General features: G+C 45.6%; 15 protein-coding genes. 5 read left to right on the top strand and 10 right to left on the bottom strand.

Features of this window, described 5'->3' with window-relative positions; genetic code table 11:
• Nucleotides 1-33: 33 nt before the first annotated feature.
• The gene (locus ACR32F_RS15030) at nt 34-1,389 is read right to left on the bottom strand and encodes an extracellular solute-binding protein (protein WP_440119480.1); all 1,356 of its coding nucleotides are present in this window, start codon (nt 1,387-1,389) and stop codon (nt 34-36) included.
• Nucleotides 1,390-1,663: 274 nt separating this feature from the next.
• Between ACR32F_RS15030 and ACR32F_RS15025 the strand changes: the two genes are divergently transcribed.
• On the top strand, nt 1,664-2,431 hold the full coding sequence (locus ACR32F_RS15025; RefSeq protein WP_440119479.1) for a helix-turn-helix domain-containing protein: 768 nt from the start codon (nt 1,664-1,666) through the stop codon (nt 2,429-2,431).
• Nucleotides 2,432-2,551: 120 nt separating this feature from the next.
• On the opposite strand, the gene ACR32F_RS15020 is transcribed toward ACR32F_RS15025, so the two are convergent.
• The 5 genes from ACR32F_RS15020 to ACR32F_RS15000 form a co-directional block, all read right to left on the bottom strand.
• Nucleotides 2,552-4,177, bottom strand: a complete 1,626-nt coding sequence (locus tag ACR32F_RS15020; protein ID WP_440119478.1) for a response regulator transcription factor — start codon at nt 4,175-4,177, stop codon at nt 2,552-2,554.
• Nucleotides 4,162-5,775 carry a sensor histidine kinase gene (locus ACR32F_RS15015; protein ID WP_440119477.1) on the bottom strand — a complete coding sequence of 538 codons (1,614 nt, stop codon included), beginning with the start codon at nt 5,773-5,775 and terminating at the stop codon, nt 4,162-4,164. Before ACR32F_RS15015 ends, ACR32F_RS15020 begins: the two co-directional genes overlap by 16 nt.
• A 207-nt stretch (nt 5,776-5,982) precedes the next feature.
• Nucleotides 5,983-7,662, bottom strand: coding sequence for an extracellular solute-binding protein (locus ACR32F_RS15010; protein WP_440119476.1), 1,680 nt, complete (start codon nt 7,660-7,662; stop codon nt 5,983-5,985).
• Between the two features lie 129 nt (nt 7,663-7,791).
• Nucleotides 7,792-9,342 carry a glycoside hydrolase family 43 protein gene (locus ACR32F_RS15005; protein ID WP_440119475.1) on the bottom strand — a complete coding sequence of 517 codons (1,551 nt, stop codon included), beginning with the start codon at nt 9,340-9,342 and terminating at the stop codon, nt 7,792-7,794.
• A gap of 50 nt (nt 9,343-9,392) precedes the next feature.
• A complete protein-coding gene (locus ACR32F_RS15000) occupies nt 9,393-10,922 on the bottom strand; it encodes a glycoside hydrolase family 43 protein (RefSeq protein ID WP_440119473.1) in 1,530 nt (509 codons plus the stop codon).
• Between the two features lie 197 nt (nt 10,923-11,119).
• On the opposite strand from ACR32F_RS15000, the gene ACR32F_RS14995 reads away from it, so the two are divergent.
• The 4 genes from ACR32F_RS14995 to pdxR all read left to right on the top strand — a co-directional run bounded on the left by ACR32F_RS14995 (nt 11,120) and on the right by pdxR (nt 16,021).
• Nucleotides 11,120-11,998 (top strand): helix-turn-helix domain-containing protein, encoded by an 879-nt coding sequence (locus ACR32F_RS14995; RefSeq protein WP_440119472.1) that lies wholly within the window; start codon nt 11,120-11,122, stop codon nt 11,996-11,998.
• Nucleotides 11,999-12,053: 55 nt separating this feature from the next.
• A complete protein-coding gene (locus ACR32F_RS14990) occupies nt 12,054-12,935 on the top strand; it encodes a helix-turn-helix domain-containing protein (protein ID WP_440119471.1) in 882 nt (293 codons plus the stop codon).
• Nucleotides 12,936-13,044: 109 nt separating this feature from the next.
• A complete protein-coding gene (locus tag ACR32F_RS14985; protein WP_440119470.1) occupies nt 13,045-14,325 on the top strand; it encodes a glycoside hydrolase family 27 protein in 1,281 nt (426 codons plus the stop codon).
• Nucleotides 14,326-14,590: 265 nt separating this feature from the next.
• Nucleotides 14,591-16,021, top strand: coding sequence for a MocR-like pyridoxine biosynthesis transcription factor PdxR (pdxR, locus tag ACR32F_RS14980; RefSeq protein ID WP_440119469.1), 1,431 nt, complete (start codon nt 14,591-14,593; stop codon nt 16,019-16,021).
• Nucleotides 16,022-16,150: 129 nt separating this feature from the next.
• On the opposite strand, the gene glyA is transcribed toward pdxR, so the two are convergent.
• From glyA to rbsB, 4 genes are all read right to left on the bottom strand, one after another.
• Nucleotides 16,151-17,395 (bottom strand): serine hydroxymethyltransferase, encoded by a 1,245-nt coding sequence (gene glyA / locus ACR32F_RS14975; protein WP_440119468.1) that lies wholly within the window; start codon nt 17,393-17,395, stop codon nt 16,151-16,153.
• A gap of 25 nt (nt 17,396-17,420) precedes the next feature.
• Nucleotides 17,421-18,626: a benzoate/H(+) symporter BenE family transporter gene (locus ACR32F_RS14970; protein ID WP_440119467.1), complete on the bottom strand. Its 1,206-nt coding sequence runs from the start codon at nt 18,624-18,626 to the stop codon at nt 17,421-17,423.
• 19 nt (nt 18,627-18,645) lie between these two features.
• Entirely contained in the window at nt 18,646-19,389 is a 744-nt protein-coding gene (locus tag ACR32F_RS14965) for a YggS family pyridoxal phosphate-dependent enzyme (protein ID WP_440119466.1), read from the bottom strand.
• A 375-nt stretch (nt 19,390-19,764) separates the two neighbouring features.
• A complete protein-coding gene (rbsB, locus tag ACR32F_RS14960) occupies nt 19,765-20,697 on the bottom strand; it encodes a ribose ABC transporter substrate-binding protein RbsB (RefSeq protein WP_440119465.1) in 933 nt (310 codons plus the stop codon).
• Nucleotides 20,698-20,710 lie beyond the last annotated feature (13 nt).

Genomic DNA, 20,710 nt, shown 5'->3' with positions numbered 1-20,710 from the left:
CCCTTTTCGTCCCGAGAGAGCAGCTAAGTGCGTTTATTTGTAGACCTCATCAATGGAAGCTTGGAAAGGCGCCTTGTATTTTTCAATGACCGTTGATACGGATACCCCTTCAAGCAGCTCACCGTTGAAATCCCAGAATGGCAGAGACGGGAACGTATTGTGGTCCAGCACCAGCATACCCTCGGCAACGGTTTTGGCATTTTCAATATCGGCTTCATCCGTCAGATGAGTCTCTAGGGTAGACTGACTAGGGTAATCGTAGATGGAGTCAATCTCGTTGATTTTTTCCCAGATATACATCAGTTGCTCCGGATTTTCGACAGCCTTCGGGATCGTTAGGGCTTGGTAACGCGATTCCCCGGAGTGGTACGCTGTAGCACTTGGCCCTTTTGGAAAAGGAACAAAACCAATGTCGTAGTCCTTCATATCTGTACGAATGCCTTCAATCTCATACATGGCTCCTGAATACATAAGCGTGTTCCCCTGACGGAAGAATGTCGCCGGTTCCGTCCAGTCTCCACCCTCCGTAGGTCTTCCTACCTTCTCTGTCGCCAATTTGGAAACAAAGCTCAGCGCTTCTTTTGTTTTTGGGTCCTCCAGATTTTGTTTGTCATCCTTGGTCAGAGACGCTTCGTTGGAATACAGGACAGGCTCCAGCAGTCCCGTTTGGGCCAATCCCCAAGTGTCGAGCTTTCCGTCGTTGTTGCGATCCTTGTTCGCTTTTTTGGCGACTTCAATGAACGTATCCCAGCTCCATTGATCTTCGTCCACATATTCCTGTAATGGCTTCATGCCAAGCTCCTGCATGAGTGTCCGGTTGTAAAAGACCCCACTAATAAATGAAGATTGATCTTCCGTGAATCCATAACCTCTGCCTTCATACTGAAAGTATTCGTTCGTCGTTTTCTGGTTGAATACCTTATCATTCTTGGTGTATTCATCAATAGGCCATAACAGGTCCTGCTTGGTCAGTGCTGGGATAGCATAGTTTTTGCCCAGCCGCACAATATCACCAAGCGGTTCGCCCGCCATGAGTGATGCCACGACCTTTTCCTGATATTCACCGAAATCAATGGAGACATATTCGATGTTGAAGTTATGCTTTTTCTTCAACGCTTCCAAATTTTCAATGCGTTGAATATTATCCGGATTGTTATCCGTTATTTTCATGTCCCACCAGGCTACGACTTTGATCGTCCTGCCTCCCATGTCAAAGTCCATTTCTGGTGTGGATTTTTCGTTCTTGGGTTCTGTTTCAGTTGTTGTTTGTTCCTTTTGCGGTGTCTTGGCCTCCGGCTCAGGTTGAGCGGTAGTACCGGAACTGCATGCGGTGATTAACAGCATTACAGCAAAAACCAAACTGAGCAGCATATACGTGTTTTTTCTCATCGTCTTCCCCCCTGATTGTCGTTTGCTCTCAAAGTGTATCGCCGAAATGAAAGCGCAAACAACCTGGCGAAATACAGATGTTTATCCTGGCAAAATATAGAAAGGAGTATTTTTCACCGAGCAGAGTACCTTATCGGTTTCATATTAGTAAAGAAATGGTGTCTCCGCAAAAATATGCACATTGTATACGCTTTCTTTTATTACCATAATGAAATTAAGCTATATTTCAGTTACCAGTGGATTCGAAATTCAGGAGAAGGTGAGGTATTGCTTAGTGTATGATATTTTACTTGTGGATTTTAGCGGTCGCCTGTGCAGAGAGCTGCAACAGTTGCTACAGCGAAGCAAAGCCCATTATACAGTCGCAGATTGTGTGTTCTCATCGTCTGCTGCCTTGAACGCGTTATCTGAACGAGATTTTTCCGTCGTGATTGTATATACAGAGCGGTGTGATGCTGCGGGCCTCTGGCTATGCCACGATATTCGAAAAAAAAGCCAGGTTCCCATTCTTCTGATCGGCGGAAGAGATCATTTCAGGCTAGTGCGTAAAGCTATGACGTATCAAGTGAATGATTATTTGCCCTTTCCTGTAAATTCATCTTCATTGTTGAACAGTCTGCACGGACTCCGGTCCAAGCTTGAAACCGAGCCTGCATATAAAACATCATCTTTCTTCAAAACGCCAGTTCAAATGAATGGCAAGCCCAAGCATTCAAGTCAAGTTATTCGTATTGTCAAAGCCTATATTCGGGATCATCTAAGCGGTGACCTCACATTGAAGAATATCTCCGACATGCTTCATTTTAATTGCGCCTACCTTGGACAAAAGTTCAAGCTGGAAGAGAAAATGTCTTTTAATGATTACATCCTTCAACAACGAATGGAAAAAGCCAAACAGCTCCTGTCCTCGACCAACCTGCGAATATATGAAATTGCCTTGGAGGTGGGCTATAAGGATATTGACTGGTTTTATAAAAAGTTTAGAGCCTATGTTGGATCAAGTCCGAATGCCTATAGGAGACAAAAAGTTCACACCGCTTAGGGATGAATCGTCGCCTTATTCGTTCATCCATTTCATATCCGCATCAAAACCGCAGGTCTGCTGCCCCTGCGGTTTTTTGCATTGCCTTTTGTACTCATCGTTTGTTACCGATGTTCATAACTAACGTACCAAAAGAGATTCCCGGTAGTCCTGAGGAGTCATGCCCGTTATTTTTTTGAAAAGTCGGGTGAAAGAATGAGCGGCCTCATAACCTACGTGAAGTGCAACCTCGCGAATCATCAGATCCGTATTCTGAAGCAGTTCCTTGGCTCTCCTGATTCTACAGTCATCAATGAACTCCGACAAATTTATTCCCATTTCTTGTTTGAAGAATCGTGATAAATAGGAGGGGTTAAAATGATGAAGCTCGGCCAGTCTCACCAGAGAGAGATCTTTCTCCAGATTCTCTTTGACGTAACTACACAAGGAATGAATGATAACCTTCGCACGTTCCTGCTCATTCGATCTCTTGAAATGGACTAATTCATCGGCTGCACGGTACAGAAATTGGACCGCATCTTTCATACAGGTAAACTCTCCTAGATGAAATAAGCTTCGTTGCTCAGGGATTTTATGCTGAAGTCCCCAACGATTAATGGTGGAATACAATAACAACGCCAGATTGTAGTAGGTCTCCATGGCCCGTTCCATCGTAATATCCTGTTGCAGCAGTTCACTCGCAAGCTCCTCAAATATGTCGTAAAAAGGCTGAAATCTTCCCGACTCCAAATATCCCGACATAATCTCGATCCTGCTCGAGATACGTACAGATTCTTTTGGTGTTCCAGCCGAAAGGTCATTGTGATAATCTGTAAGCACCATCGATATTCCATCGCCGATCTTCATCCACTGAAGTAATCTTAAACGTTCATATTGTCTTGTGATCTCAGACCACTGGCAGCTTCGTCCACTTAAAGTGAACGCGATGGATACGCCAAGTGTAGACATGCAAGCTTCCTGTACAAGTTCCAGGGTGCCCTCAAGAAATCGCACAAGTTTATCATTCTCCGTCTCTTCCTCCTGTTTCGGCTGAAGTATCCAGATCGTATCACCGTAATGGTCTGTAACGTTAGCGTACACCGTACGTTCATGCATCAGAGTAGAGCCGATAATTCGCACAGATTCCTGGATCCGATTGAGATCCGAACCGGTTCCTGGCGGCGTGTTAAACCGACCCAGTACCAGATAAACCGGTGAGTCAAGCCGCAAGCCTATGTCTCGTTTGGACAATTCATCTTGCGTTTCAAACGGTGAAGATGTAACTGCTGTACAATCCTGAAGAAGCTTCCGCAAATACTCCTCTTGCTGAATCACTGCCAGCTGGGAAGTGACTTTACGAGATTGTTCCAACAATTTAAGCATGCTGTAACTCTGCCGAATCTCTTCTAATACATCTTCGACAACAGCCAATACCTTGTCATAGCCTTCCGTTTTGAGCAAGTAACGCACATTAGACATTTGAAAAGCCCGATAGGCATAGTCAAAATCGCTATGTCCTGTCAGGAAAATGACCCGGCAATTCGGCCAACTGGCCTGAATCTGTTCTGTCAGCTCAAGACCACTCATACCCGGCATACGGATGTCCGTTAGAACGATGTCGATTCTTGAGCGTTGCATCCAGGTCAGAGCTTCCATCGCGGAATAGGCCTTGCATACATCCAGCCGGTCGGGCATATGCCTGGCGAATGTTTCATAGAGACTGTCTGTAATGATTTCCTCGTCATCCACAATCAAAAGTCGATACATTCGCTTTCCCCTTCCTTCCAGTGAATTCGAATCGTGACTTTCAACCCCTTCAATTCGCTTCTGGCCAGAAAAAGGCCACTTCCCTCTCCATACGTTAGGACCAGACGTCGGTGAATATTCATTAATCCGGTCATTTCATCCGTGTCATCGTCCTTGTGCAGGCGCTGTTGAAGGACATGGATTTGACTTTCTTCCAATCCACTCCCATTGTCCTCCACCGTGATCTCAGCATATGGGGCTTCCAGGTTAAATCGGACGATTAGAAGACCCGAGGCTGTATTCTTTTCAAGGCTGTGCTCATAGGCGTTTTCGATAATCGGTTGAATAATGAGCCTGGGCACCTGAATATGTTCCATCTGAGTCGGCAGTGGTCCGAAATCGACCTTGATTCGTCTGGAGAATCGCAACTGTTGAATTTCAGTGTAGATTCGTGAATGGTCAACTTCCTCTTTCAACTTGACATGATCTGTTTCATTCCGGGTAATGAACCTGAAATATTCACCAAGCATGTTAGTGAATTGCTCAATGCGTTCTGTTTCCCCTGTTCTTGCGAGCGAATTTAGAATAAAGAAGCTATTGTACAGAAAATGAGGATTGATTTGGGATTGGAGCTGTTTCAACTCGGCCCGCTGCATCATCATTGTTTTTTTGAAATCCCGGTCTATAAGGGATTGAAGATTCTCAATCATTTGATTGAAACGGGTGTAAAGGAAACCAAACTCGTCCTTTCGATTGTGCGCGATCGGGATATCAAGCACGCCTCCCTCCATTTTTTTGAATCTTTTCACCAAAAACAGCAATGGGATGTGAATCAGCTTATAACTTGAATAGAGATAAGCCGTGATGGCAACAAACGATGTGATGGCAAACAGCCAAGCCCAATGATAGAACTTGCTAAGGGGTCTGGTTACTATTTCCTCAGGCAAATATGTAGCTACGGACAGGCCCAGGGAGTCCATATGGAGCTGGCTAACATGATACCATGTTCCCTCCAACTTCATGCGGAAGCCGTCATGTGTGGCCTTGGCACTGTGCTCACGATAATTCGAAAGAATAATATTGCGTTGTTGCTTATCCATGATGGCATACCCCGTTTTGTCCTCAATAAGAAAAGTGGCACTCTCCGGGTACAAATTAAGCCGTGTTAATTCATTTTGAAATTGCTCTTTATCCAGCTCTACTTGTACAACAAACAGCGGAGGCTCGTCTCTCTTGCCTGTCAGCCGAACGGCACTCAAGTTCATGGTGTCCTCTTTCACCGTGAAGCGTGTGCCTTTTCCCTGTATGCCTGATCTGAAATATTCATATGAAGCCTCATCGAAGTTATCGATGCCTTGGGTCGAGGAAATGCTCTTGCCGACGGTAGGGATATGTACATGAACGTTCTTGATGTAAGCACTGCTGTTCTTAAATGCTGCCAGCCGTTCAGATAGGTAATTGAACGTTTCGCGTCGCTCAACCTGATCCATCATGTCCCATAGGATCGCGAGCCGATTCAGTTTCCGATCTTCGGCGATATCAAACTGCTGTAACTCCATCCATTCAATTTCCCTATTCAACTCCACTACATACTGGTTCAACCGTCTTTCCGTCGACAAAGATATTTCCTGGCTCGCATTATCATAACTCCAATGATACAGATACACTCCAAGAAGGATAAGAGGCAGCACAAAGGCTAGATAGGTGATGATTAATCGTGCAAATATACTGTTAAACCATGATTTAGCAGGGATCTTAATCAGTGCATCCACCTCCAATGCAAAGGGCTGGATTACTTCCTTGTATGAGTACGGCGAGGAGAACGCTTAGTGCTTCTGTGATAAATCGGTTCTGAACCACGTATTAACTTCAGATGTGATCTGATCTCCACCCAGCTTGCGCCAATTCTCTACAAATCGATCGAACTCATCGATTGGCCAACCGAGAATGATGTTCATATAAGCTTCAAGTTGAAGATCCCGAAGGATGATCTGCCGATCAACCATCGTATCCGTAATTCCGCCAGTGAACTGGTCATAGAGAAGTTGACCGTTCTTCTCGTAGGCATCTGCAATGCTAAAGGCCCCCGAAGGTCCATAGGTTTGTTTCCAACCCCATCCGCTATCCACACCTTCCGATTCATAAGCCACTATACGTTTGTAAATGGCGAGAGCTTCATTCTGCAGACCCAAAAAATCTCCTGTGCTTCTGGCATCACGGATTTGTTTGTATGCATCTATATTTTTGTTGCCAGGAAAAGGAGTAACCGGTGAGAGCATCCACACCGCTCGGGAATCGTCATTGTAGTAGGTTTCGTACTGTGCCTGCTCGCCCCAGTTGGTGTCCAGGTGCAGATTCATGAGCTTCACGACAACTTCAGGGTTAGAATATCCTTTCTTTACAGCGAAGTAATGCCCTGTGTTCGAACGCAGTGGTACCAACTGACTCCTGCCTGATTCCGCAACAATGGGATAACACTGCCATTCTACATCTGGATCTGTATCACGGGTGCTCTGAATCATAAAAGAAGTCCATTGTTCTCCATAGAGCATACCTATTTTGCCATCCTGAATCAGACGAAACTCCTTGCTTCCACTTTTGTAGCCGAAATCCGGATCGAGCTGGCCTTCAAGATACATGGTTTGCAGTACTTGCAGAGCCTCGCGAACTTCTGGTTGTATGCCGCCATAAGCGAGGTTGCCTTCCTTATCTTTGATCCATATATTGGGGAAGGCTCCGTACCCGGCCATCAGTCCCGCAGCCCCCATAACGGGATCCCACAAATGGTTCGTCAGCGCCAGTCCGTATGTATCCTGCTCTCCGTTTCCGTCAGGATCTCCTTCTGTAAACGCTTTCGAGATTTGAAGCACGTCTTCCATGGTTTTGGGTGCTTCCAGACCCAGTCGCTCCAACCAATCTGTTCTAATCCACAGGTACTGTGCAGTCTCGATAGAGGAAGATGATTCGGGAATCGCCATAAGTTTGCCATCAATGCTTGCTGCATCGAATGACCCTCTTCCTTCTGCTTCCAATATTTTCTTCGTAAGTGGAGAGGCATACTCTTGATACACGTCAGTTAGATCTTCGATCAATCCAGCGTTGCTCAATTGTCTGAGTTGGTATGGATTCACTTTTACCACGTCCGGGAAGCGTCCTGCAGCAAGAGATACCCCCAGCTTTTGACTGTATACGTCTCCGTTGGCAATCCAGTCATAGCGAATTCGAATGCCGAGTTCTTCCTCGTACAAACGAGTCCAGCGATTATCCAACACCGTCTCACCAGGCAGCTGGCTAATCATTCGCTGAAGGTCATCTCCGGTTTCCCTGACAAAAGAGACCTCTATGGGAGGGGAGTATTTCCCATACATAGCGGGTGGTTGAACCTTGTGCCCGTCCGACTGCAAATTTCGTTGTTCAGAATCCCCTTCGGTATGACCTGTTGGTATACATACAGCAAGGAACAGAATGAAGGTCCATCTAGTTTTGTCCAGCCATCTCTTATACACGACGACATGCCCCCAATTCGGTTGGAATGAACATATCTCTGTTCTATACCATCTTGAATCTTTATCATTGTACAACAACTTGAACCCATTGAATACGAAAAAGCTGCCGTTTGGCAGCTTCTATGTGTATCAATCGTTCTCTCTTGACATGAGTACATCATATTCAAAATTCGAAAAGTCAGCTGATCCTCCAATCACCCTGGTTGAATATACAAACAATCCAATCCGACAACCCATAAAATGATCCAGTTTGTACATCATTTTGTGGGAAATGCCTATGTTTCTCCATTCAATCCCATCCAAATAGGAGAAAGAGCACTCATCCTGATTGTCCACAAAATCCCCAAATGCTCTTAGTGTAACCACTGGACCTGATACAGGAATACGAGCATGCTCAGTGGCAGGCTCCTGGTCAATCAGATTGCCGAATATGCCGGAATCCTCACTATCTCTAGCCTGCATGACCAAGTAGAACTGGCCTTCATTCCTCGTAAGGGCAATCATACCGTAGGTGCCGATCAGGAAGCACAACCCGGCAAAATCCCCATCATTCAGTCCGCTGCCATCGAGCGTGACCGTTGCTTCGCAAGCGGGTCCCATCGAACGCTGGGTTAGCGTATTTACGGCAAACGTCAGATTCGGGCTGATCTGTCCGGTACGGACGCGGTAAACTCCCGGTTTCTCTGTTACAGACCAGAGTTCATCGTGGGGTGTATGATTCCATTGCCAAAAATCACGTAGACGTATCCTGCCGTCTTGCCCAGTTTCATAATCAAATTGATCACTTCCTACCAGCGGGTTATAACGGTACCCTGGTCTTGTGCTTGGAATATCAATCTGTTTTGGAGCTTCGTTTGCAAACACAGGAATATCGTTATCGAAACGTAGCGGAACCAGTACAGGGATACGACCAACTGCCCCATGATCCTGAAACAGCATCGCATACCAGTTACCATCGGGCGTATCCACGATTCCGCCCTGGGCAACACCGGAATTGAAATAACCCATATCGTCATTGAATACTTCTCCACCAACAAAGAGACCTTCCAGCGAGTCTGCCATATAGCAAGCCTGTGTTCTCCGTCCCGTTGCCTTCGTTATGTGAATCAGGAATAAAACATATTTCCCATGAATTTTATAGAAATGGGCACCTTCATAACCAAGGTAGTAAGGTTGCTCATCTTTTACGATCAGGCGTTGTATTCCACCCGGCTTGGGTTCGGACAGGTCAGCGCTTAGCTCGGTCAGATAGATTTCGGCATTACCATGAACCAGATATATCCGATCGTCATCGTCAAAGAACAAGGAGCAGTCATGGTAAAAGCCCTTCACAACCTGCTTGTTCCATGGTCCTGATATGGAGGTAGACGTATACAAATACGTCTTCCGCGTATCATTGGCAACAAAGATAACGTAGAACATCCCTTGATGGTACCGGAGTGATGCCGCCCACATGCCTTTACTATAAATCTGTTGGCCATCCTCAAGCCTCTGGGCTGGTGTATCATCCAGCCTGTCGTATACATATGTGGCTACTTCCCAATGGATCAGGTCATACGAACGCAGGATGACACATCCCGGCATCATATGCATGGTTGTACTGACCATATAATACGTATCCTCCACCCGGATCACGTCAAGATCCGGGTAATCGGCCCAAATAATCGGATTTGGATACATGCTTTAATTACACCTCATTTTTCCGGGTTATTTGAACTCAACACCAGGCTTTATGTCGTCGCATCTGTTTCTCTTTCGAACTTCCATTCCCTCAAAAGGATATATGGGCTATCCGTTGAGCTTTTGAGCACCATATACAAGTCTTGCACATCTTGCGCACCGGTAATTTCGGTTGTAAGCTCCATCCAGTGAAGTGATCCTTTTGTGGAGGGGAACATTATTTCTCCAATCAAGGGTCCGTTGGCACGACCAAGACGAAGTTCCAAAATACCTTCTGTTCCTTTACTTGAAATGATGGCTGTGAAGCTTGTTGGCCCTTCGCTGCCAAAGTCGACGTTCGATATTGCAATCCAACTGCCACTTTGCAGCTCGGCGGCAATCATATCCGAGTCTGATGAAGACATCTCCTCGGAGCCCAGATATTGCGCTGTTGATACTCCGCTACTCCATCCAATCGTCGAACCAGTTACCCGCTGATAGGGATCGAAGGGCTTGATTTGATCTACGCCTAGATAATCTGCGTGTACCTCCTTGATCCCACCAGACGCCTCATCGTATTCAATTCGGTTTAGATGTGTGGATCGGTAACCTTCGGGTATATTCATGGCCTGGCATAACGTCTGAGCATGATAGGCAATGTACCACTGATTTTCCAATTGAAATATGGCATGATGGTTGTTGCCGCCGATACCGAAATAGTGCCCTGGATTCTTGAGAAGCGTTCCCTGATATGTCCATGGTCCCATTGGCTGAACGCTGGTCATATATGCAATTTCTCCGGGTGGTGGATTGCCTTCTGGCCGATGGCCTTCGTGAAAATTGGAGCAGTACGTATAGTAGTACATATTATTATATTTATGTATCCCTGAATCTTCAAACATATAGGGTGCCGGGATAACCTTCGCTTTGCCAACAACGCTGATCATATCGTCTCCCAATCGCATAACTCTTGCCGTATCGGGCCTTTCTGCTTTTCCTTCAGGAATACCACCTCCAAAATAGAGGTAAGCCTGATGATCATCATCTACGAACACGGCTGGATCAAATAGCCAGGTTACTTCCTCCACTCCCGGGGTCTCTCTTGTAACGAGTGCTTTCCCAAGAGGATCTATCCAGGGGCCAACAGGGGTTGGTGCGGATAATACGCCGATCCCACTGGCATTGTTAGCGAAATAAAGAAAGAAACAATCCTTACCATCTAAGATGCGATGAGCAGCTGCTGGAGCCCAGGATTGCGTAGCCCATGTCGCTGCGCCTTGAGGCCCAGCAACCTTAATCTCGCCATGATCAGTCCAGTTGACCAAGTCTTCTGAAGAAATGACCGTGATCCGATTGATCGACGAATAGCTGTTTTTCTGAGGAAGACCATTCATATCATATTCCAACTTATCGCTAGTCATATATAAGTAGACTCGATTGTTAAATACTAAAGCATATGGATCGGCTCCGAATTTGTGAGCTATCAGAGGATTTCCGTTTGCACGAAGCTTCCCCATTCCCTCTTTTACACTCTCCAGATTAGCAGACTGACCGGTTCCTTCCTTTTGCTCACCAGCATGTGATGTAGAATTGTGATTCATTGAAAGAATTCCCCCTATAACCGTTGTTGGTAGTTTCTTTGACCCGTTGCGGTGTCCCTGATCCGTGGTTCCATGAATAGAAAGCGTTTGCAATAAAAATCGCATCATGATAGGATGATTACATTTTAAGGTAAGCTGAGTACAATTTCATTGCGTAACCCGCTCTATTTATTGCGTGAAATGACGGGAGGTGTTTTATGAGCGGGTCCTCTGAATATTTTTATGACCCCATCCAGCCTGAACTCTTGTATCTGCACCACGTAACTACCTATAAGCTGGATACGATCTATCATCGACATAATGCATACGAGATCTACCTGTTTCTTCGTGGCAATGTCCACTTTTATGTTGAAAACCGATGTTATCATGTGCAACCGGGTGATCTGCTTATCATGTCTCCCGAAGAAATGCATCGGGCCTTTATTCTGGATGAATCTGAATATGAGCGAATTACAATAAATCTCAAAAAAACGTACCTCTATCAGCTATCTACTCCATCAACCAATCTGTCGTCATGTTTTGATTATCGTCCCAAAGGAACAGGCAACATCGTTCACCTTGACGATTATAACTTAAAGCAGATGCTGAAATGGACCAACGAACTGGAGAAATGGCTTCATTCTGATGCTTATGGCGCAGATATCAAAACCAACGCAGTAGTAGCACAATTGCTGGTTATGATTAATGTCTGGTTTCACAACAACTCTTTTGTTCCAAATGACATCATGCCTGAGCTGGTGTGTAGAACAATGGAGTACATCGAAGCCCATCTAAATCAAGACATCACGCTACGCAAACTTGCCGAAGAGTTTTATATGAACAGCACTTATATCAGCCGCCAGTTCAAGAAACATACCGGGTTGACCATTCGATCTTACATTTTGGGCCGGCGCATTGAACGAGCCAAATTCCACTTGTCTGAGGGAATGAGTATTACAGATACTTGCTTTCATTCCGGCTTTAGTGATTATGCCAATTTTATTCGGAGCTTTACCAATATGGTGGGCATTTCTCCGGGCAGATTTGGTAAGCAACGTCGACTTTTAGCCGAATCTTCATCTTCCTTTGACAACTAGAGCGTAAGACTGGGGCCCAAAGGTATTCATTTTCACTACAACTAGGAGGACATCTATGGACATTCCCAGAGGTACCTATGGCTTTCGGTTCGCCGAAGATAAAGAACTCCAGCTGTGTGTACTATTTGCGGCCGGATGTGATTCTATAACCGATCCTTCTTATCGCTGGGATGGACTGGAACGTACGGATGGGCCTCTCCTGTTATTCCAGTACACAATCTCCGGCGAAGGTGTGTTTGAGTCGAGAGACCGAATTCACCATGTTACCTCAGGACAAGCTTTCTTGGCCGAAATTCCAAGTCCGCATCGCTATTATTACCACTCCAACTCGAAAGAGCCTTGGGAATTTCTTTTCCTGCTATTCCGGCCCAATCTTGTTCTGCCCCATTGGCAAAGATTCCTTCGGGAAGCGGGAGAAGTCCCCAATCTACCCGCTGATTGTACACCGATTCGACTATTGCGCATGATTGTCACCGATGCGGCGGCAGGCAGAATCACAGATCCTCTGAGCGCATCATCTAGCGTCTACCAGTTCATGACGGAACTGGTCAGATTGCAGAAAACAACGCTGCGCAACAGGGAGAACTGGTCTGAGAACATACAACGAGCAGTCGAATATATAGAACTCAACTATTCAAAGATGATCAGTATCGATCAACTTGCTGAGCATGTGTCCCTTTCCAAATATCACTTCATACGTCGCTTCTCATCCAGCACGGGCTTGACACCAGGAGCTTATCTGACACGCATACGTACCGAGAAGGCGATGGAACTGCTTCGTGGAACTACTCATAGCGTTGAAGCCATCGCCGAACGAGTCGGATACTCCAGCGGAAGCTATTTTATCAAAGCATTCCGCAGCTTGACTGGGCTTACGCCAGGCGAATTCCGCAGCGGTGGAGAAAGTCTTGCTTATCGTAAACTGTTCTTCGACTAAGCGCAATATTATGCTATTTTGCTTTCAAGATTACTGTAGATTAATGATAAACTCCTATACTATGATGAAATTAGCGAGAGCAATAATGAATTAGTAAAGGAGAATTATCATGAAAAATACGCTTGCAGCATCAACTCCACCGCTTGGCTGGAACAGCTGGGATTGCTACGGTGCGGCCGTTACCGAGGACGAAATTCGTGGCAACGCTGAATACATGGCAGAACATCTTAAAGACTTCGGCTGGAGCTACATTACGGTCGACATTCAATGGTACGAGCCTTCAGCTAATTCTTCTCAATACCGTCCGTTCGTTCCACTAACCATGGATGAATATTCACGCCTTATGCCTGCGGAGAACCGGTTTCCTTCCGCAGCAGGTGGACATGGGTTTAAGCCATTAGCTGATTATGTACATAGTCTGGGACTACAATTTGGCATTCACATCATGCGCGGTATTCCACGTCAAGCTGCACATGCTGCTACTCCGATTCTGGGAACAACCGCTACTGCACGCGATATTGCTCATACGAACTCCATCTGTCCATGGAATACGGATATGTACGGTGTCGATAGCTCAAAAGAAGGAGCACAGGCCTATTACGATTCGCTTTTTGAACTGTATGCACAATGGGGCGTTGACTTGGTGAAGGTAGACGATATTGCTGCTTCCAGGCTCTACGACACACATCAGCCGGAGATTGAAATGATCTCCAAAGCGATTGAGCGATCCGGTCGTCCCATGGTACTGAGTCTCTCTCCTGGACCGGCGCCAGTGGAATACTCGGAATTTTTAGCCGCACATGCCAACATGTGGCGCGTCACGGACGACTTCTGGGACCTTTGGCCGCTGTTACTGGATATGTTCGACCGTTGCCGCACATGGCAGGGCGTCCCTAAGGAAGGCTGCTGGCCGGACTGTGATATGCTGCCTTTGGGTCACATCGGTATCCGTTCTGTGGATGGCGGAGGCGCGGATCGCTGGACCCGATTCACGCCTGACGAACAGTTGACGATGATGTCGCTGTGGAGTATTTTCCGTTCCCCGCTCATCTTTGGTGGTGAGCTGCGAGACAATGATGACTGGACGCTATCACTGTTAACCAATCGTGAGGTTCTCCGTATGCAACGAGAGAGCTACGGCGCCAGAGAAGCCTTACGCAAAGAGGATCTTATCGTATGGACAGCCCAAAATGCTGAGGGCTCCTCCTACGTCGCTTTATTCAACATTGGTGAGGATAGCCTTCCAGTGGATATGAACATCGAGGTAATCGGCCTTTCCGGTATAACCGAAGGCACTGAACTGTGGAGCGGTGCGATAGCGGAGTTAATGGATAACTCGCTACGTACCACTGTACCGCCGCATGGTGTGCGCCTCTATCAGTTTGTCTAAAGTGGTTGAGGATGTGACAAGGAGACTTCTCTAGGTGTAAGTCTTTATAAGTCAATGATGTATTAATATAAGTGGAGAAAGGGTTGCTGACTCTAATAGTCAACAATCCTTTTTTTTGTTGAACAATGAAATACGTTCTACCTTCGCTTTGTTGCAAATTAAACTTTTGTCATGATAATATATCAATCATTGGAGTGTTAATAACATTCAACATTTTATTAAAAATGCAATCCATAATGTCAGCATGAGCACTGGAGTTGAATCAATGCTAAAAGTGAATCGAAATGACCATCGCCCGATCTGGCAGCAACTTCTTGACCAAGCGATTCATAATATTACAACCGGAAAATGGCCGCCAGGCGAATTGCTACTTCCATCACGTGAACTCGCTCAATTAATTGGCGTTTCACGGTCAACCATACAAATTGTCTACGAGGAATTATTCAGCCGAGGGTATACGGTAACCTCCCGTCGCGGCGGGACAAGGGTTAGTGATTGGACATATGCGCCTCGTTCACCTGAGGATGTCGAGATCCAAGGACCTATTCCTCCTGAACTACCTATACTAAACGATTCGATTGGTCATCTGCACAGTTGGTTCGGAAATAGAGATAATCGAAAAGTAGAAATTGATTTTAATCCCCATGAGCCTTATCTGGACGAACATTTCACAAAATCCTGGAGACAATCGTTTATACAGGCTTCCACTGAACCCAATCTGGACATTTGGGCTTACGGCGATGCCAGAGGATTATTGCCGTTACGAGAGCAGATTCAACGTTATTTGTCACTTGAACGAGGCATTCATATCGATGTTGATCAAATCTTATTAACCTCGGGCGCACAACATAGCATCGATTTGATTGCCCAGTCCCTCTTAAATGAGGGAGACAGAGTTTCGGTAGAGGACCCCGGCTTCCCTGCCGCTTGGATGGCGATGAAATACCGACGGATGCAAGTCGAATCCGTTCCAGTCGATGAGTACGGATTATGTGTAGATCGTATTCACCCACAAACTAAACTCGTATTTGTCACGCCTTCTCATCAATGCGCAGTTGGCGTTATTATGTCGGAGCCACGCAGGCAGCAATTAATACACTTGGCTGCTCATCATCAATATTGGATTGTTGAGGATGATTACGATAGCGAATTTAGGTACCGCGGAGATCCGCTTCCCACAATATTCAGTCAGCTACCTCAGAATACACTTTATATGATGAGTTTTTCCAAAATGGTTGCGCCTGGCATCCGACTATCCGCTATCATCGGACCCCCAAAAGCCATCGATCGTCTTACCCAAGTTCATGAATTAACCTATCGTCATCTGCCGATTATGGAACAATTAACGCTTACTCATTTTATCGAACGTGGTCATTTTATGCGCCATATGAGAAGAGTTCGGAACATATATCGGCGCAGACACGAAGTCATGACAAAAGCCATTGTTGCTTCCGGGTTAAGTTCACGATTTACATTAAGTGGAGTGGAAACGGGATTGCATTTGCTTCTTGAATCTGAAACATCATTTGACGAAGAAGCGATGACGAATGCTGTCCTTGATCAAGGAGTACGCGTGTACCCGCTTAGTAAATATTGCCTGGAAAGTAATCGAAAAGGATGGATATTAGGTTTTGCCAAAGTGGATGAGGATTTGATTGAGGAAGGCATACATCGACTTGCAAAAACGATATTATGATGGAGGACATGCGTTCCAATATCTCTTCTGTTCACAACGGTATGTTTTCAATATGAGCAAGCAAAATAAGAGCCTGCGATTGTTATTCATTAGGAACAATTGCAGGCTACATATGTGTCTGCTGTTAAACTATTTAAGCCCTTCATAAAGAGGGAATTGCGATGTGATTTCGCGAACACGTCCTAGTATATGATCTTTTACTTTCAAGCTCTTCGGATTTTTGAAAGCAAGTCCTATAAGTTGAGCAATTTCTTTCATTTCCTTTGCTCCAAGTCCTCTGGACGTCATAGCAGGAGTCCCAAAACGAATACCGCTCGTGACCAGCGGACTTGCCGTATCATGAGGGATTGCATTTTTATTCGCCGTAATTCCTACTTCATCCAGTATGGCTTCGGCTTCTTTGCCTGTAAGGCCAATGGTTCGTAAATCAACCAACACCATATGATTGTCTGTCCCTCCTGATACAAGGGTAAGTCCTTCATTGATTAATGTTTCTGCCAAAACATTGGCGTTATCCAGAACACTTTCAATATAGGTTGTGAAGTCGGATTGCAAGGCCTCACCTAATGCCACCGCTTTCCCCGCTATGACGTGCATGAATGGACCACCCTGAGTTCCCGGAAATACGGCTTTATTGATCGCCTTTGCCCACGGCTCCCGGCACAAAATGGCTCCCCCCCGTGGTCCTCGTAATGTCTTGTGCGTGGTAGTTGAGACAAAATGCGCATGCGGCACCGGGTTAGGATGCAAACCTGCCGCAACAATTCCTGCGATATGCGCCATATCTACAAAGAAAAGGGCTCCCACTTCGGCAGCAATTTGGGCGAATAACTCAAAGTCAATGGTCCGTGGGTAGGCACTTCCACCTGCAACGATCATACGTGGACGATACTTATAAGCAAGTTTACGTACTTCGTCAAAGTCAATGCGGCCCGTTTGTTCATCGACACCATATGGAACAAAATTATAAAATCTCCCTGAAAAATTAACAAGACTTCCGTGTGTTAGATGACCACCATGGGATAAATTCATGCCAAGGATCGTGTCACCAATCTCAACCGAGGCAAAATATACAGCCATGTTTGCCTGAGCACCGGAGTGAGGTTGCACATTAGCATGTTCAGCACCAAAAAGCGCTTTAAGGCGGCGATTGGCAATCTCTTCGACAGTATCGACATGCTCACACCCTCCATAATATCTTCTGCCCGGATACCCCTCCGCATATTTATTGGTCAATACCGTACCCGTTGCTTCCATCACAGCTTGACTTACAAAATTTTCTGATGCAATCAGTTCTATTGTATCCCGCTGCCGTGCAAGCTCTTGCTGGATAGCATTTCCCACTAATTTATCTTGCTGCTCCAAGTGTTTCATGTACATCTTCCTCTCAACATTATTGTTATGCATTCGATCCGAATTGCTTTTTGGAGAATTTACTATTCATCAATAGATGCGCCACCATCCCTGCAAACAGTCCCCAAAATGCACCACCGACGCCAAGCAAGGTCACATTCGCTGCTGTCGCCAAAAACGTAATCAATGCAGTTTCACGTCCCTTAGGGTCCGTTAATGCATTGGCAAGACTGCCACCAATTGTTCCAAGTAATGCCAATCCCGCTAATGTCGCAATAAAGGTCGCAGGAAGAATCAAAAACAGAGCAGCCAATGTTACGCCAAAAATGCCGACAAAAATATAAAAAATTCCACAAGCAATACCTGCAATATACCGTTTTGTTGAATCCTCATGTGCATCTTTTCCTGTACATATCGCTGCTGTAATGGCTGCCACGTTAAAAGCATGTGAGCCGAATGGAGCTGCAAGCAGCGAACCCAAACCTGTTACTGCCAAAATGGGATTGGCACTCGTCTTGAATCCGTCGTTACGCAAAACAAGCATTCCGGGCATATACTGCCCCGTCAAAGTAATAATGAACAGCGGCAACGCAACACCAAGTAAAGCATGTAACGAAAACTCTGGAACAATAAATACAGGCGAAGCAACCGCCAATTGGATCGTGCTGAAGTCTGTTTTCCCCATGCAAATCAAATAAATCAAACCGATTGCCAATATGCCAACAATTGCGTAACGGGAAGTAAACCGTCTTAGCACGATATAGGCTGCAAACAGTACAATAACAAGCAAAGGATCAACCTTCGCCCCTTCAAAGGCTGAGATACCAAACTGTAGTAAAATACCTGCTAACAATCCGGAAGCGATGCCTGGGGGAATAAGTCGAACGAAACGTTCAAACATGCCTGACAAACCTAAAATAATAAATCCGACTGCTGAAATCATGTAAGCTCCAATGGCTTCTGGATAAGGGGTTACCGCTAATGCTGAAACGAGAAAAGCCACACCCGGTGTAGACCAGGCTGTAATAATTGGTTCCTTGTATCGATAACTTAGCCATATCCCCGTTACTCCTACTCCAATCGAGATGGCCCAAATCCAGGAAGCAGTCATTTCCGGGCTTAAACCAGCAACTTTTGCAGCTTGAAAAACAAGAATAAACGTGCCCCCGTAATTAACAATAACGGATATTAAAGCGGCTATGACCGGCGATATCAAATCGTGGCCACGTAACGAAGGGGATGCTGACTTCATATTTAACACTACCTCTCACCTAATCGTCCATGCGTGTATTTTCATTCCAGTAATATTCATCCGGTAAGTAGCGTTGCCCAAATACACTTGTCCCTACACGTATCATTGTAGCTCCTTCTTCAATGGCGACTTGGAAGTCACCAGACATGCCCATCGATAAAATATCCATCTCTACGCGTGGAATGTTTTTCTCTTTAATTTGTGTACGGATACGGTTTAACAATCGGAAACAATGTCGTGTTTCTTCGTTTGTCGCATTCAGTTTTCCAATGGTCATTAAGCCTTTCACGTTCAACGTCTCGAATTGAGACAACTGTTCTACTAGCTCCATTGCTGTTTCTGGAGAGGCACCAAATTTACTTTCTTCGTAGGACGTGTTAATTTGCACAAGAATGTCTAGGGTCTTGTTCTCTTTGAGAAGCTGGTTATGTAAAGCCTGTCCCAGTTTCAGACGATCTACGGAATGGATGAGTGTAACATATTTAACCACGTCCTTTACTTTATTCGTTTGCAGATGTCCGATAAAATGCCATTCCACCTGTTTGCTTTGTTGCATCAGTGGAAATTTGTCCCGGAGTTCTTGAGCTTTGTTTTCTCCGAATAGGATCTCACCTGCTTGAATAGCTACTTGTAATTTCTCAAGCGGTACCGTTTTGGTCGCGAGCAACAGCTTAATGTCCTCGATGTTGCGACCCGAAGCCTGGCAGGCCAATGCTATTTGCTGTCTAACCGATTGAAGATTTTCTTCAACTAGATGCTTCATGTCAGCTACCTTCTTTCTATTCCGCACAGGAATGAATGATTAAGATTGTGTCTCTTCTTGTGAATTGTGAAGACTGCGTAGAACGTTATGCTAGTATATCAACGGATGGATTGGTTATATATATCCAAAACTACTGATTTTGAGCAATCCAAAAAGAATAAAGAGGACAAAAAGCCTATGAGGTCACTATTTGATGTGCTTCTACAAGCCGATAAACCGTTTCAAGTGATGCATGCATCTCTTCCAAAATATAAAAAAAGCCGCTAATTTAGCGGCCATAAGCTTCCCCACCTCTACCCAACCACTGATCAAACAGAAAAATCCCGTTCTGGCGCTATTTCGTCCAAAACGGGATGCATAAGTGTACATCATGATTTATTTATTCGCGTTTTCCTTGGTCACCAGCTTCAATTCAGCCGGAATGGATTTCTCTACTTGCTTGCCACCCAGTACATCCATAGCAGCTTGCACTGCCAGTTGGCCAATCAGTAACGGCTGCTGTGCAACCGTAGCCGTCAATTTCCCGTCCTGAATGGATTTGATCGCATCATCATTACCGTCAAATCCGATGACTGGAATGTCTTTGCCTGAGCTTTGGATCGCTTCGATTGCGCCTAGGGCCATCTCGTCGTTATGAGCAAATACGGCTTTAACATCAGGGTTACCCTGCAACAGATTCTCCATTACGTTCAAACCTTTGGAGCGATCAAAATCGGCAGATTGCTTGGCAACCACGTCAAGTTTCTCGTCAGCCACCTCATGGAAGCCTTTACCCCGTTCTCTTGTTGCGGAAGCACCGGGCACACCCTCAAGTTCAATCACCTTCGCTCCCTCACCGAGATGTTCAACGAAGTATTCGGCTGCCATGCGTCCACCTTTGACATTATCGGATGCAACTAAAGCAGCGACTTCGCCTTTGTCAGCGGAGCGATCCAGCGTGATTACGGGAATGCCCACACTGTTGGCGGATTGAACCGCCGTGGAGATCGCTGCGGAGTCCGCAGGGTTAATCAGAAGTGCATTGACTCCTTGTTGGATCAGATCATCCACATCATTGGTTTGCTTGGCCGAATCATTCTGCGCATCAACCACGATGACCTGAATTCCCTGTTTTTTTGCCTCAGCCACTACCCCGTCCTTTAGGGATACAAAGAATGGATTGTTTAGTGTAGATATCGACAGACCGATTTTCTTCTGTCCGTTACTTCCAGCGGAATCAGGTTTAGCCCAACCCGGTGGTTCCAAAGAACATCCGGCCAGAACGATGATCATCAGCATACTTACGAGTGTTAATGTCCACTTTTTCATATTCGCTTCTCTC

Origin of the sequence: Paenibacillus hebaui (genome assembly GCF_051934385.1) — a bacterium.
GTDB lineage: Bacteria > Bacillota > Bacilli > Paenibacillales > Paenibacillaceae > Paenibacillus.
The sequence above is the reverse complement of the archived record's forward strand: the minus strand, read 5'-3'. Positions and strand labels throughout refer to the sequence as shown.

Excerpts from the sequence above, each read along its gene's own strand:
- ACR32F_RS15030 (WP_440119480.1), bottom strand. The coding sequence starts at position 1,389 with ATGAGAAAAAACACGTATATGCTGCTCAGTTTGGTTTTTGCTGTAATG.
- ACR32F_RS15020 (WP_440119478.1), bottom strand. The coding sequence starts at position 4,177 with ATGTATCGACTTTTGATTGTGGATGACGAGGAAATCATTACAGACAGT.
- ACR32F_RS15005 (WP_440119475.1), bottom strand. The coding sequence starts at position 9,342 with ATGTATCCAAATCCGATTATTTGGGCCGATTACCCGGATCTTGACGTG.
- ACR32F_RS15000 (WP_440119473.1), bottom strand. The coding sequence starts at position 10,922 with ATGAATCACAATTCTACATCACATGCTGGTGAGCAAAAGGAAGGAACC.
- ACR32F_RS14995 (WP_440119472.1), top strand. The coding sequence starts at position 11,120 with ATGAGCGGGTCCTCTGAATATTTTTATGACCCCATCCAGCCTGAACTC.
- ACR32F_RS14990 (WP_440119471.1), top strand. The coding sequence starts at position 12,054 with ATGGACATTCCCAGAGGTACCTATGGCTTTCGGTTCGCCGAAGATAAA.
- ACR32F_RS14985 (WP_440119470.1), top strand. The coding sequence starts at position 13,045 with ATGAAAAATACGCTTGCAGCATCAACTCCACCGCTTGGCTGGAACAGC.
- pdxR (WP_440119469.1), top strand. The coding sequence starts at position 14,591 with ATGCTAAAAGTGAATCGAAATGACCATCGCCCGATCTGGCAGCAACTT.
- glyA (WP_440119468.1), bottom strand. The coding sequence starts at position 17,395 with ATGAAACACTTGGAGCAGCAAGATAAATTAGTGGGAAATGCTATCCAG.
- ACR32F_RS14970 (WP_440119467.1), bottom strand. The coding sequence starts at position 18,626 with ATGAAGTCAGCATCCCCTTCGTTACGTGGCCACGATTTGATATCGCCG.
- ACR32F_RS14965 (WP_440119466.1), bottom strand. The coding sequence starts at position 19,389 with ATGAAGCATCTAGTTGAAGAAAATCTTCAATCGGTTAGACAGCAAATA.
- rbsB (WP_440119465.1), bottom strand. The coding sequence starts at position 20,697 with ATGAAAAAGTGGACATTAACACTCGTAAGTATGCTGATGATCATCGTT.